This is a genomic window from Serratia sp. SM04, assembly GCF_040280225.1.
Lineage (GTDB): Bacteria > Pseudomonadota > Gammaproteobacteria > Enterobacterales > Enterobacteriaceae > Serratia > Serratia sarumanii.
In genome coordinates, this window is the sequence record NZ_JBEOQT010000002.1 from 66,840 (window position 1) to 81,190 (window position 14,351).

Sequence of the window (14,351 nt, forward strand, 5' to 3'; positions counted from 1 at the left end):
TTACTTTACCCGAAGCCGGCGATCGGCCGGTAGGCCAATGTTCCGAGAAGAAACGGGTTTACGCTTCTTTGCACAAGGGCCGCTTAAGCGGCCCTTTCTTATTGAATTGCAATGGCTAAACGACCATCAATCGTGCCGCGGCGGCGCCAGCACCTCGCGGTTGCCGTTGTGCCCCTGCTCGCTGACGATGCCCTGCGCTTCCATCTGTTCGATGATGCGCGCCGCGCGGTTATAGCCGATACGGAACTGGCGCTGCACGCCGGAGATGGAGGCGCGGCGTTTGTCCACCACGAAATCCACCGCCTGGTCAAACAGCGGATCCAGCTCTTCGTCGCCGTCCATACCGCCGCCGGCACCGCCCTCGCCATCTTCGCCGCCGCTGAGAATGCCCTCTTTATATTGGGGCCGCTCGCGCGCTTTCCAATCCTTGACCACCGCGTGCACTTCCTGATCGCGCACGAATGCGCCATGCACGCGCACCGGAATCGAGGAGTTCGGTGCCAGATAGAGCATATCGCCCATACCCAGCAAGGACTCGGCGCCCCCCTGATCGAGGATGGTGCGGGAGTCGATTTTGCTCGACACGGTAAAGGCGATACGCGTCGGGATGTTGGCCTTGATAAGACCCGTGATCACATCCACCGACGGACGCTGGGTCGCCAGCACCAGATGGATACCCGCCGCACGCGCTTTCTGCGCCAGGCGAGCGATCAACTCTTCGACCTTCTTGCCGACCGTCATGATCAGATCGGCGAATTCGTCGACCATCACCACGATGTACGGCTCTTTCTCCAACACCGGCGGCGTGATGTCCATGCTGTCGGTCGGCTTCCAGAACGGATCCGGGATCGGACGCCCCATCGCTTCGGCCTGATCGACGCGCTCGTTGTAGCCGGCCAGGTTACGCACACCCAGGGCAGACATCAGCTTGTAGCGGCGTTCCATTTCCCCCACGCACCAACGCAGCGCGTTGGCGGCATCTTTCATATCGGTGACCACATCGGTCAACAAGTGAGGAATGCCTTCGTAAACCGACAGCTCCAGCATTTTCGGGTCGATCATGATAAAGCGCACTTCTTTCGGCGTGGCTTTATACAGGATGCTCAGGATCATGGCGTTGACCCCGACCGACTTACCGGAACCGGTGGTACCGGCGACCAGCAAGTGCGGCATTTTGCCCAGATCGGCCACCACCGGCTCGCCGGAGATGTCCTTACCCAATACGATGGACAGCGGCGACGGGTTGTCACGGAAGGCCGGGCAATCCAGCACTTCGCGCAGGTACACCGTTTGCCGCTTGGCGTTCGGCAGCTCCAGACCGACGTAAGGCTTGCCGGGGATCACTTCTACCACGCGCACCGCCGAAGTCGACAGCGAGCGCGCCAGATCGCGCGACAGGTTGGAAATGCGCGCCGCTTTAACGCCCGGCGCCAGATCCAGCTCGAAGCGGGTGATGACCGGCCCCGGCAGGATGTCTACCACGTCGGCTTTCACGCGGTAATCGGCCAGGCTGGCCTCCACCAGACGCGCCTTCTGTTCCAGCGCGAAGGAGTCGACCGGTTCTACCTCTTTCGGAGCCTCGGTCAGCAGATCCAGCGTCGGCAGCGGCGTGGTCGGCTTCTGCAGCGGCTGATCGTTGCGCATCAGGAACGGGTGAATCAAGCTGTCCATCGCCGGATGCTGCTCGGCCTGAGTTTGCTGAGGCTGCTGCTGCACCGGTTGCTGTGGCTGCTGATATGGCTGCGACGGCTGTTGATACTGCTGCTGCGACGGCTGTTGATACTGCTGTTGCTGCGGCTGCTGGTATTGCTGAGGCTGCGAGTGCGGTTGCTGAGGTTGGGCAACCGGCGCCGCAGGCTCAAACTGGCCGAACGGCACGTCGTCCTGTTGCTCGCTTTGCTGTTCAATGCGCTCTTCAAGCTGCGGAGACAGCGTGAACATCGGCTCGCTCGGGCCATCATCCACCAGATCCGCCATCGGCGAGAAGCTGAAAGCATTGCGGGTATCCACCGGGCTGGCGGCCGGCGCTTGCGGAGCAGCCGCTTGCTGGCCGTAGCGCGCCTGCTGCTGCTCGGCGAACGCCTGGCGCAGCGCGGCTTCTTGCAGCGCCTCTTCGTCGTCCTGTTGATAGCCTTCGCCGTAGCGTTGGTTCTGCTGCTCGGCAAACGCCTTGCTCAGCTCGGCTTCCTGCAGGGCGCTCTCGTCATCTTGTTGCTCCGGCGCGTAGCTTTCGCCGTAGCGTTGGCTTTGCTGCTCGGCAAACGCCTGACGCAGCGCGGCTTCCTGCAGCGCCTCTTCTTCCTGCGGGCTCACCGCCGTCGGCTGCTGAGGATCCGCCTGGCGCTGTTCCTGCTCGGCCGCACGCTGCGAAGGCAGCTTGATGCCGTAAGAAGCCAGCTCGCGACGGGTCGGGATGCGCACCGGGTTCGGCCGCGGCAGCTCAGGGCCGATGCCCTGCTTAACCTGCGGATTGCCGTCGCTGGTGGCCGTGAAGGCCGGCATGAAGGTCGCCGCTGCGGCGCCCGCAGCGGCAGCGGCTGCCGTATCCAGCTGTGGCTTGGCACCGGAAGCGCTGAAACCACCCGCTCCGCTGACGTCGGCGCTGTCGCGCTGCGCGGCGGTAAAATCAAAGGGAGAACGCGCCGGCGGCTGCGGCGCAGCCGGCTCTTGCCAATTGCCGAGACGCGGCTCATCGTCATCCTGATAAGGATCGACAGGACGCGTCGCCTTCGGTGCAGGCGTTTCTTCCGGAATTTCGAAGGAGTACAGCGGCGGCGTGGCGTCTTGCGCCGGGGCGCTCACCGGGTGCTGATTGACCGAGGCCGGCGCGGCCGGCGCCACCGTTACCGACGGCGCCTGAGCGGCGATCGGCGCTGCAACGGGCTCGTGGATCGCTGCCTTCACCGCCGGTGCAGGCGAAACCACCGGCGCGATTGGCGCGGCGTCGGCTTCAACCTCAGCATCGTCGGCTCGCAGGCCGCTGAGCAACGGATCGGCGGCGTCTTCCGCCGCCTCTTTGGCGCTTTCAGTGACCGAAGGCGCAGAGAACAACACGTCGTCATCGGCGGCCGCGGCTCCGGCGGCGGTCGCGGCAACCGCTGCGGCGGCACCCTTCCCTGCCTGCTCAGGCTCGTCGTCAACGTAACGCTCGTCATCCTCGAAATAACGCGCTTCGCGACGCGAACGGTTGGTCATGAAGGTCGCGACGCCCAGCACCGCCCCGCCGATCTTCTCGGCGATCACCAGCCAGGACCAGCCGGTAAACAGCGTCAGCCCCGCCGCCCACACGCACAGCAGCGCCAGCGTGGCGCCGATGCCGTTGAACCATGGCAACATGGCGTTGCTCAGCAGGCTGCCGATCACGCCGCCGGAAGCGAAGTAATAGAGATCGTCAACGTTCAGCGCCGCCAGCCCACAGGAGGTAAGCACTAACGCCAGGGTGCCGATCAGGCGCAGGGAGAGCGCGAAATAGTCGACGTAGTCTCTGTTGGCCCGTTGGCGATAGGCCGCCCAGCACAGGACCAGCATGATCGGTGGTATCGCGTAGGCGAGCACCCCGAAGGTGAAGAACAGCGTGTCGGCCAACCAGGCCCCAACACCGCCGCCCAAGTTGTGAATCGGCTCATGCCACGCGGTCTGCGACCAGCTTGGGTCAGACGGGTTGAAACTGACCAGCGCAGCCATGAGGTAAACGGCAAAAATCGCTACCACGATAAGCACAGCCTCCAGCAAACGCCGGCCACTGCTGAGTCTTTTCAGGGTAACTTCTTTATCTTCTGTATATTCCTGGCTCAAGAAAGGCTCTCCAGGTTCCTGTTAGCTGACATAGCAACAGCGCCGAGAAGCTTCCCCGGCGCCGAAACTGTATGAATAAACAGGAGTGTAACCAATTTAATCAGGTTTTGCACCTGCACCTTACCGTGTTTTGATAACCAGACGGTTACTCTGTTTCACTTCTTCCATCACTACGTAGGTACGGGTGTCGTTGACCCCCGGCAAACGCAGCAAGGTTTCGCCCAGCAGTTTACGGTAAGCCGACATGTCCGGTACGCGGGTTTTCAACAGGTAGTCGAAATCACCGGAAACCAGATGACACTCCTGAATCTCTTCAAGCTTCTGCACTGCCGAGTTGAATTGCTCAAACACATCCGGCGCGCCGCGGTTCAGCGTGATCTCCACGAAAACCAGCAGGGACGCATCCAGATAATGCGGGTTAAGCAATGCGGTATAGCCATGAATGAAACCCTGGCGCTCGAGACGGCGCACGCGTTCCAAACATGGTGTCGGGGATAACCCCACGCGCTTCGAAAGCTCGACGTTCGAAATACGCCCATCCTTCTGCAGCTCATTCAGGATGTTGCGGTCGATACGGTCAAGATCTTTACCCGGGCGTTTCTTGTTGTCTGCCATTATTATTGTCTCTCTTATTTTCTTCCGTGCACTTGCCACACCCTAGCCAACGTCAATGTGTAAGGGTTCGTTCCAAGCGAAGACCCGATGCCTGTCATATGCTTCTTCACTACCATCATTCCACGCCGCGCAGCCTGTCTGTCCAACCCCACGCGGCGCCGGTAACGACGTTAAGGTCGAGAAAAAATCAGCAAACGCTTGCGCGCCCTGCTCCGCACATCCACCGCGCATTGCCGCCTCGCGGCGCAAATACGTACGATTTGCTGGTGTTACGGGGATAATTTCTTCTTCCTATGATGTTTTCGCAAATGCGCAGCGGATTGTCAAAGTAAAAGAAGCAAAATCAGAACAACGTACCGTCACGAAAAGTCTGCATCCCATTTTTGGTTATGAATCGCTGGCAGATAAACCCCGGCAGGGAGCGGCCTAAGTCGCAGAATGCGCCGTTTTTGCGCGCTTGGCGATTCAGCGGCCTAATGCGACTTTGATAAGGTAAATTTCTGCGTTCGGCGTACGATTTGCCGACAGCGGGTGCATTAATAGGCGACAACTATCATACAAATCGTTAACAACGTCGCCCGGCGCTTTTTTTACTGCGTCATTTTCCCTACAATCGGCTTCATTGTCCGCCATTGTGGAATAAAGAGGTTATTCATGGGCACGGCTAAACATAGCAAATTACTGATTCTGGGCTCCGGCCCGGCCGGTTACACCGCCGCCGTTTACGCGGCGCGCGCCAACCTGAGCCCGGTGCTGATCACCGGTATGGAACAAGGCGGCCAGCTGACCACCACCACTGAAGTGGAAAACTGGCCGGGCGACGCCGAAGGCCTGACCGGTCCGGCGCTGATGGAGCGCATGCGCGAGCATGCGGAGAAGTTCCAGACCGAAATCGTCTTCGATCACATCAACAGCGTCGATCTGCAGCAGCGTCCGTTCCGCCTGTTCGGCGACAGCGGCAAATACAGCTGCGACGCGCTGATCATCGCGACCGGCGCCTCCGCCCGCTATCTTGGCCTGCCTTCCGAAGAGGCCTTCAAGGGCAAAGGCGTTTCCGCCTGTGCGACCTGCGATGGCTTCTTCTACCGCAACCAGAAAGTCGCGGTGGTCGGCGGCGGCAACACCGCCGTTGAAGAAGCGCTGTACCTGTCCAACATCGCCGCCGAGGTTCACCTGATCCACCGCCGCGACAGCTTCCGCTCGGAGAAGATCCTGATCGACCGGCTGATGGAAAAAGTGAAAAGCGGCAACATCGTGCTGCACACCGACCATACGCTGGACGAAGTGCTGGGCGATGAAATGGGCGTGACCGGCGTGCGTATCCGCAGCACCAAAGCGGAAAACGAAACCCGTGAACTGGAACTGGCCGGCGTGTTCATCGCCATCGGCCACAGCCCGAACACCGGCATCTTCGGCGGCCAGCTGGAGCTGGAAAACGGCTACATCAAAGTGCAGTCCGGCATTCACGGCAATGCGACCCAAACCACCATCCCCGGCGTGTTCGCCGCGGGCGACGTGATGGATCACATCTACCGCCAGGCGATCACCTCCGCCGGCACCGGCTGTATGGCGGCGCTGGACGCGGAGCGTTACCTGGACGGCATCGCCGGCGCAGAAGTCTGCTAAAACGTTCTCTTCATAAGCAAAAAGCGGCTCTCGAGCCGCTTTTTTTGTTTCCCCCCTCCGCACTCCCCTTCTCGCGTCTGTTATAGCCACATTTGGCCGCTTTATTATTTTCAGTCTGCCGGGTGACGAGGTAACATGGGGCCTCGCTTGTTTGTCGCCGATTGCGCCAAACACTATTATTTAACAGTACGTTAACCCAGCCCGTAACAAACGGGCGCCGGCGACGCAGACGCATATCTGATGAAAAAAACCAGACAGCAACAGTTAACCCGTTGGCTTAAAACCCAGAGTTCGTTAGCGCAGCGTTGGTTGCGCCTTTCCATGCTGTTGGGGCTGTTCAGCGGCCTGCTGATCGTGGCGCAGGCGTGGCTGTTGGCCAGCCTGCTGCACGCCCTGATCATCGAGCATACCCCACGCGAACAGCTGATCCCTTCGTTTATCTGGCTGGCCGCCGCGTTCGCGCTGCGGGCGCTGTTGAGCTGGCTGCGGGAACGGGTCGGTTTCCTGTGTGGCCAGGTGATCCGCCAGCGCATGCGCCAACAGGTGCTGGATAAGCTGCAGCAGCTCGGGCCGGCCTGGATCCAGGGCAAACCGGCGGGCAGCTGGGCCAGCATCATCGTCGAGCAGATCGAGGATATGCAGGACTATTACTCGCGCTATCTGCCGCAGATGTATCTGGCGGTCTTCATCCCGCTGCTGATCCTGATCGCCGTCTTCCCGATCAATTGGGCCGCAGGCATCATTCTGCTGGCGACCGCGCCGCTGATCCCGCTGTTCATGGCGCTGGTCGGCATGGGGGCCGCCGACGCCAACCGCCGCAACTTCGTGGCGCTGGCGCGATTGAGCGGCAACTTCCTCGACCGCCTGCGCGGCCTGGACACCCTGCGGCTGTTCGACCGCGCGCAGGCCGAAACCGCGCAGATCGCCAAATCTTCCGAAGACTTCCGCAGCCGCACCATGGAAGTGCTGCGCATGGCCTTCCTCTCTTCCGGCGTGCTGGAGTTCTTCGCTTCGATCTCCATCGCCGTGGTGGCGGTGTACTTCGGCTTTTCCTACCTCGGCGAACTCAATTTCGGCAGCTACGGCCTCGGGGTAACGCTGTTTTCCGGTTTTCTGGTGTTGATTCTGGCGCCGGAGTTTTTCCAACCGCTGCGCGATCTCGGCACCTTCTACCACGCCAAGGCGCAGGCGGTCGGCGCGGCGGAAGCGCTGGAAACCTTCCTCAGCGCCGAAGGCGAGCAGATGGGCAACGGCACGCGGCAACTGCCCGCCGATCAACCGCTGACGCTGCAGGCGAACGCGTTGGAAATCCTGTCGCCGAACGGCGTACTGCTGGCCGGGCCGCTGAGCTTCACCCTGCAACCGCAGCAGCGCGTGGCGCTGGTCGGGCTGAGCGGCGCCGGTAAAAGCTCGCTGCTGAATCTGCTGCTCGGCTTCCTGCCCTATCGCGGATCGCTGACCGTCAACGGCGTCGAGCTGCGTGACCTGTCCGCAGAAAACTGGCGCCAGCAGCTGAGCTGGGTCGGTCAGAACCCGCACCTGCCGGCGCAAACCCTGCGCGCCAATATCCTGCTGGGCTGCCCGCAGGCCGACGAAGCGCAGCTGCAGCAGGCGGTGGAACACGCCTACGTCAGCGAACTGCTCCCTTATCTGCCGCAGGGGCTCGACACCGAAGTGGGCGACAACGCCGCCCGCCTGTCGGTCGGCCAGGCGCAGCGCGTGGCGGTCGCCCGGGCGCTGATCGGCCCGCGCCGCCTGCTGCTGCTGGATGAACCGGCCGCCAGCCTCGATGCCCACAGCGAGCAGCGGGTGATGCAGGCGTTGAACGCCGCTTCGCATCAGCAAACCACCCTGCTGGTGACGCACCAGTTGGAAGACACCGAAGACTACAATCAGATTTGGGTGATGGATAACGGGCGCATCGTGCAACAGGGCGATTACGCCACCCTCAGCGCCCAGCCGGGCCTGTTCGCCACTCTGATCGCCCATCGCCGCGGGGAGCTTTAATCATGCGCGTTTTGCTGCCGTTTTTGGCGTTGTACCGCCGCCATAGCCTGCTGATTAGCCTCGGCATCCTCTTGGCGATCGTCACTCTGCTGGCCAGCATCGGCCTGCTGGCGCTCTCCGGCTGGTTCCTGGCCGCCTCGTCGCTGGCCGGACTGGCGGGCCTGCTGACCTTTAACTACATGCTGCCGGCCGCCGGCGTGCGCGGCGCGGCGATCTTCCGCACCGCCGGGCGCTATGCCGAGCGCGTGGTCAGCCACGACGCCACCTTCCGCGTGCTGTCGCATCTGCGGGTGTTCACCTTCAGCAAGATCCTGCCGCTGACGCCGGGCGGCATCGCCCGTTTCCGCCAGGCCGAGCTGCTCAACCGCCTGGTGGCGGACGTGGACACGCTGGATCATCTTTATCTGCGGGTGATCTCGCCGCTGATCAGCGCAGCGGTGGTGATCCTGGTGGTCACCTACGGCCTGAGCTGGCTGGATCCTGCACTCGCCCTGACGCTGGGCGGCATCCTGTTGCTGTTGTTGCTGCTGGTGCCGCCGGTGTTTTATCGCGCCGGCAAGCCGATCGGCGGCCAGCTTACCGCGCTGCGCGGCCAATACCGCACCGACCTGACCGCCTGGCTGCAGGGGCAGGCGGAATTGGTGGTGTTCGGCGCCGTCAACGACTTCCGCCAGACGCTGAACGCCACCGAACAGCGGTGGCAACGCCGCCAGTGGCAGCAGGCCTCGCTAAGCGGCATGGCGCAGGCGCTGATGATCCTCGCCAGCGGGCTGACGGTAACGCTGCTGCTGTGGCTGACCGCCGCCGGCATCGGCGGCGATACCCAGCCCGGCGCGCTGATCGCGCTGTTTGTCTTCGCCGCGCTGGCGTCGTTCGAAGCGCTGATGCCGGTCGCCGGCGCCTTCCAGCACCTCGGCCAGGTCATTGCCTCCGCCACGCGGGTCAAGCAGATCATCGATCGTCAGCCGGAGGTCACCTTCCCGGCCGCCGGCCCGGCCGCCGCCGATCGGGCTCAGCTTAGCCTGCAGCAGCTGAGCTTCACCTACCCCGACCAACCGCAGCCGGTGCTGCGCGACGTCACGCTCGAGGTCGCGGCCGGCGAACACATCGCTTTGCTCGGCCGCACCGGCTGCGGCAAGTCCACCCTGCTGCAGCTGCTGACCCGCGCCTGGCGCACCGACGGCGGAAAAATTCTGCTCAACGGCGAACCGCTGGAGGATTATGATGAAGCCACGCTGCGTCGGATGACCACGGTCGTCAGCCAGCGGGTGCATATCTTCAGCGATACGCTGCGGGAAAACCTGCGGCTGGCCGCGCCGGATGCCGACGACGCTCGCCTGAGCGAGGTGCTGCGGCAGGTGGGGCTGGATAAATTGCTGGACAGCGACGGCGGGCTGAACGCCTGGCTGGGCGAAGGCGGCCGGCAGCTGTCCGGCGGCGAACAGCGCCGCTTGGGCATCGCCCGCGCGCTGCTGCACCCGGCCCCGCTGCTGCTGCTCGACGAACCGACTGAAGGGCTGGACGCCGAAACCGAGCAGCAGATCCTGGCGCTGCTGCGCCGGCATTGTCAGGGTAAGACGCTGATCCTGGTGACGCACCGTCTGTACGGCCTGGAGCATCTCGACCGCATTTGCGTAATGGACGACGGCCGGATTGTCGAACAGGGCGATCACGCCACCCTGATGCGCCGGCAGGGCCGCTATGCCCGCTTTCGCAACCGTATCAGCAACCTGGCGCCGTAATCGGCCCGTAGAGGACGCAGAGACCCCGTATGCGCATCGTGAAGCTTTCCCCACAGTCGCTGGCGTTCCCCTCGCCTGAAAGCGCCCTGCGCGACCCTAACGGCCTGCTGGCTATCGGCGGCGACCTGACGGCGCCGCGGCTGCTGGCGGCCTACGAGCGCGGCATCTTCCCCTGGTATTCGCCGGGGGAAGCCATCCTGTGGTGGTCGCCCGATCCGCGTGCGGTGCTGTTCCCGACAGAGTTTCATCTCAACCGCAGCCTGAAACGCTTTTTGCGCCACGATCCGTTTCGCATCACGCTCAATCACGACTTCGCCGCGGTGATCGCCGCCTGCGCCCACCGGCCGGATGAAGGCACCTGGATCGGCCCGGAGGTGCAGCGCGCCTATCAGCATCTGCACCGCCTCGGCTACGCGCACTCGGTGGAGGTATGGCAGGATAATCAACTGGTCGGCGGCATGTATGGCGTGGCGCAGGGCGCGTTGTTCTGCGGCGAATCGATGTTCAGCCGCGTCACCAACGCCTCAAAATGCGCATTGATGGCCTTTTGCCGCCATTTTGCCGCTTATGGCGGGGAATTGATTGACTGCCAGGTGCTGAACGCTCACACTGCCCGCCTTGGCGCGCGTGAAATTCCGCGCCGTCAATTTTTGCAGCAGCTCAGCACCCTTCAACGGCGGCCTTTGGCGCCGGCGTGCTGGGAGCCGCAAGTCATATCCCCACAGCCGGCTGAACCGCCCTCTCCAGTAAACTAATTGGTGGAAACGGTGCAATGTTCACCGACACATCTTTACATAATGGGGGTTTTTCGGCATTATCTTGCCGGTTAAAAACTAAGGTAGTTAGACCTAGAGGATTCGATGGCCAAAGAAGACAATATTGAAATGCAGGGCACCGTTCTTGATACGCTGCCGAACACCATGTTCCGCGTTGAATTGGAAAACGGGCACGTGGTAACCGCACACATCTCCGGTAAAATGCGTAAAAACTATATCCGCATCCTGACGGGCGACAAAGTCACTGTAGAGCTGACCCCGTACGACCTGAGCAAAGGCCGCATTGTCTTCCGTAGCCGTTAATCGGCTCACCGCGCGCCACACGTTGGCGGCATCGAGGATGTAATCCCTCGGGAGCCCTTTCCGTTTACCCCCGCAGCGACGTTACACAACGGGTTGCAGGTGCGCAGGTAAACTGAGAGGGCTCACTCGTTTCTGTTGTACGGTGAATCTCACCCATAAAAAAAGCGATGCCGAAGCATCGCTTTTTCTTTGCCTGAAGGCGGCCTTAGTGCACCGCGCCCTCGTCCGCCTTGCGCTTGGCGGCGCTGAGGAAGTGGTAGGTCAGCTGTTTCTTGTCCTTGTCCAGCTCGACCTTCACGGAGCCGCCGCCCACCAGCGAGCCGAACAGCAGTTCGTTGGCCAACGGTTTCTTCAGGTTTTCCTGCATGACGCGCGCCATCGGACGAGCGCCCATCGCGCGGTCGTAGCCCTTCACCGACAGCCAGTCGCGCGCTTCGTCGCTCACTTCCAGCGAGACGCCCTTCGCATCCAGCTGCGCCTGCAGTTCGACGATAAACTTGTCGACCACCTGCTGGATCACCTCGGTAGACAGATGGTTGAACCAGATGATGTTGTCCAGACGGTTGCGGAACTCCGGCGTAAACACCTTCTTGATCTCTTCCATCGCGTCGGTGCTGTTGTCCTGCTGCACCAGGCCGATCGATTTGCGTTCGGTTTCCCGCACCCCGGCGTTGGTGGTCATCACCAGGATCACGTTGCGGAAGTCCGCCTTGCGGCCGTTGTTGTCGGTCAGCGTGCCGTTGTCCATCACCTGCAGCAGCAGGTTGAACACGTCCGGGTGCGCCTTCTCGATCTCATCGAGCAGCACCACCGCATGCGGATGCTTGATCACCGCATCGGTCAGCAGCCCGCCCTGATCGTAACCGACGTAGCCCGGAGGCGCGCCAATCAGACGGCTGACGGTATGCCGCTCCATGTACTCGGACATGTCGAAACGCAGCAGCTCGATATCCATCGCCTTGGCCAACTGTACGGTCACCTCGGTTTTCCCGACCCCGGTCGGCCCGGCGAACAGGAAGGAACCGACCGGCTTGCGCTCGTGGCCCAGGCCGGCGCGGCTCATCTTGATCGCTTCGGTCAGCGCTTCGATCGCCTGATCCTGGCCGAACACCAGCATCTTCAGGCGATCGCCCAGGTTTCTCAGCACGTCGCGATCGCTGGCCGACACGGTTTTCTCCGGGATACGAGCGATGCGCGCCACCACGGATTCGATATCGGCCACGTTGACGGTTTTCTTGCGCTTGCTGGCCGGCATCAACCGGCTGCGGGCGCCCGCCTCGTCGATCACGTCGATCGCCTTGTCCGGCAGATGACGATCGTTGATGTATTTCACCGACAGCTCCACCGCGGCGCGGATCGCCTTGGCGGTATAACGCACGTCGTGGTGCGCTTCATACTTGGTCTTCAGGCCGTTGATGATCTGAACGGTCTCTTCCGCCGTCGGCTCGGTGATGTCAATCTTCTGGAAACGGCGCGCCAGGGCACGATCCTTTTCGAAGATGTTGCTGAACTCCTGGTAGGTGGTCGAGCCGATCACCCGGATCTTGCCGCTCGACAGCAGCGGTTTGATCAGGTTGGCGGCATCCACCTGCCCACCGGAAGCCGCGCCGGCGCCGATGATGGTGTGAATTTCATCGATGAACAGAATGCTGTTCTGATCCTGCTCCAGCTGCTTGAGCAGCGCCTTGAAGCGCTTCTCGAAGTCGCCGCGGTATTTGGTGCCGGCCAGCAGTGAACCGATGTCCAGCGAATACAGCGTGCAGTCCGCCATCACTTCCGGCACGTCGCCCTGCACGATACGCCAGGCCAGGCCCTCGGCGATGGCGGTCTTGCCGACGCCGGATTCGCCGACCAGCAGCGGGTTGTTTTTACGACGGCGGCACAGCACCTGAATCGCGCGCTCCAGCTCACGATCGCGGCCGATCAACGGATCGATGCCGCCCACACGGGCCAACTGATTGAGGTTGGTGGTGAAGTTTTCCATACGGTCTTCCCCTCCGGACTGCTCTTCGTTCACCGGGTTTTCCGCATTCGGCGCTTGGCCCGGCTCGTCTTTACGCGTGCCATGTGAAATGAAGTTCACCACGTCGAGACGGCTGACGTCGTGTTTGCGCAGCAGATAGGCCGCCTGCGACTCCTGCTCGCTGAAGATGGCCACCAACACGTTGGCGCCGGACACTTCGCTGCGGCCGGAAGATTGCACATGGAAGACCGCGCGCTGCAGCACGCGCTGGAAGCTGAGCGTCGGCTGAGTGTCGCGCTCTTCTTCGCCGGCGGGCAGCGTCGGTGTGGTTTGTTCGATGAAGGCTTCCAGCTCCTGGCGCAACGCGGCCAGATCCACCGTACATGCCTCAAGCGCTTCTCGCGCGGCAGGGTTGCTCAGCAACGCCAGCAACAGGTGCTCCACGGTCATAAACTCGTGTCTGTGCTCACGCGCCCTGGCGAAAGCCATGTTGAGACTGAGTTCCAGTTCTTGATTGAGCATAAGCACCTCCCCAATAGATTGCCTTATTCAGGCTTTTTCCAGCGTACAAAGCAACGGATGCTCGTTCTCCCTTGCGTACCGGTTCACATGGACGACTTTGGTTTCCGCCACCTCGGCGGTAAAAACACCACAGATCGCCTTGCCTTGATAGTGGACCGTGAGCATCAGTTGCGTTGCGCGTTCAATATCATAAGAAAAGAACTTTTGCAGAACGTCAATCACAAATTCCATCGGTGTGTAATCGTCGTTGTTAAGTATAACTTTATACATAGACGGCGGTTTTACCGCATCGATTTGTTTTTCTTCGGCCAAGTGTTCAAAGTTTAGCCAGTCGTTGTTATTGCCCATCGCTGCTCATCTTCTCTGCTCTGCCCTCAGATATGGGGGCAGGTTTCGGTTATTCAAAGTGGGGATAGTTACTATTTTATCATCTTCGGCATCGTCCCGCCGCACTGTAACGTGCGCAAAAAAACGGGCCAATTGTGACTGAATCGTGGCAATAGCGTTACCTGCTTCAAACTTTGGTGAACTGCTCCCCGCCGACAAAAGCCGATCCCTTGACGCCCCGATCATTTGCTCTAGAGTGTAAATTCGTGGCTGGTGGTCTTTTAACCACCCCTTGTCCACCCTGCTACCCGCCCACGGCGGGTGCGAAATCAGTTATTCATCTCACTTAAAATAGCGTTGCGAGGGATGTAAAAGCATGGAGACGGGTACTGTTAAATGGTTTAACAACGCCAAAGGTTTTGGCTTCATCTGCCCAGCCGGCGGCGGCGAAGATATTTTCGCGCATTATTCCACCATCAAGATGGATGGTTACAGAACGTTGAAGGCGGGCCAGCAGGTCAGCTTCGACGTGCATCAAGGGCCGAAAGGGAACCATGCCAGTCTTATTGTGCCGGTGGAAAGCGAGGCGCTGTCCTAAACGCTTCCGGCAAAGTCGCGCTGCACTGAGCGTGACTGCGATAAAAATGCCAGCCGCCGTGTGACTGGCATTTTTTA

10 protein-coding genes are annotated in these 14,351 nt (G+C 61.3%); 6 read left to right on the top strand and 4 right to left on the bottom strand.

The genetic code is table 11. From position 1 onward, the window contains the following. Window positions 1-126: 126 nt before the first annotated feature. Window positions 127-3,795, bottom strand: coding sequence for a DNA translocase FtsK 4TM domain-containing protein (locus tag ABTW55_RS03330; protein WP_060419737.1), 3,669 nt, complete (start codon window positions 3,793-3,795; stop codon window positions 127-129). Between the two features lie 120 nt (window positions 3,796-3,915). Further along, the gene (gene lrp / locus ABTW55_RS03335; RefSeq protein WP_004928318.1) at window positions 3,916-4,410 is read right to left on the bottom strand and encodes a leucine-responsive transcriptional regulator Lrp; all 495 of its coding nucleotides are present in this window, start codon (window positions 4,408-4,410) and stop codon (window positions 3,916-3,918) included. Between the two features lie 654 nt (window positions 4,411-5,064). Here lrp and trxB point away from each other — a divergent pair. The 5 genes from trxB (at window position 5,065) to infA (ending at window position 10,864) form a co-directional block, all read left to right on the top strand. Then, on the top strand, window positions 5,065-6,036 hold the full coding sequence (gene trxB / locus ABTW55_RS03340; protein ID WP_060419740.1) for a thioredoxin-disulfide reductase: 972 nt from the start codon (window positions 5,065-5,067) through the stop codon (window positions 6,034-6,036). A 240-nt stretch (window positions 6,037-6,276) separates the two neighbouring features. Beyond that, window positions 6,277-8,043: a cysteine/glutathione ABC transporter permease/ATP-binding protein CydD gene (gene cydD, locus ABTW55_RS03345; RefSeq protein ID WP_319864466.1), complete on the top strand. Its 1,767-nt coding sequence runs from the start codon at window positions 6,277-6,279 to the stop codon at window positions 8,041-8,043. Window positions 8,044-8,045: 2 nt separating this feature from the next. Beyond that, window positions 8,046-9,785 carry a cysteine/glutathione ABC transporter ATP-binding protein/permease CydC gene (gene cydC / locus ABTW55_RS03350; RefSeq protein WP_060419753.1) on the top strand — a complete coding sequence of 580 codons (1,740 nt, stop codon included), beginning with the start codon at window positions 8,046-8,048 and terminating at the stop codon, window positions 9,783-9,785. Window positions 9,786-9,814: 29 nt separating this feature from the next. After that, window positions 9,815-10,540 carry a leucyl/phenylalanyl-tRNA--protein transferase gene (gene aat, locus ABTW55_RS03355; protein ID WP_033637838.1) on the top strand — a complete coding sequence of 242 codons (726 nt, stop codon included), beginning with the start codon at window positions 9,815-9,817 and terminating at the stop codon, window positions 10,538-10,540. A 105-nt stretch (window positions 10,541-10,645) separates the two neighbouring features. After that, window positions 10,646-10,864 (top strand): translation initiation factor IF-1, encoded by a 219-nt coding sequence (infA, locus tag ABTW55_RS03360; RefSeq protein ID WP_002211347.1) that lies wholly within the window; start codon window positions 10,646-10,648, stop codon window positions 10,862-10,864. Window positions 10,865-11,069: 205 nt separating this feature from the next. On the opposite strand, the gene clpA is transcribed toward infA, so the two are convergent. Next, a complete protein-coding gene (clpA, locus tag ABTW55_RS03365) occupies window positions 11,070-13,349 on the bottom strand; it encodes an ATP-dependent Clp protease ATP-binding subunit ClpA (RefSeq protein ID WP_060419756.1) in 2,280 nt (759 codons plus the stop codon). Between the two features lie 27 nt (window positions 13,350-13,376). Further along, on the bottom strand, window positions 13,377-13,697 hold the full coding sequence (gene clpS / locus ABTW55_RS03370; protein WP_004928347.1) for an ATP-dependent Clp protease adapter ClpS: 321 nt from the start codon (window positions 13,695-13,697) through the stop codon (window positions 13,377-13,379). A 355-nt stretch (window positions 13,698-14,052) separates the two neighbouring features. On the opposite strand from clpS, the gene cspD reads away from it, so the two are divergent. Further along, a complete protein-coding gene (gene cspD, locus ABTW55_RS03375) occupies window positions 14,053-14,274 on the top strand; it encodes a cold shock-like protein CspD (protein ID WP_004928349.1) in 222 nt (73 codons plus the stop codon). Window positions 14,275-14,351 lie beyond the last annotated feature (77 nt).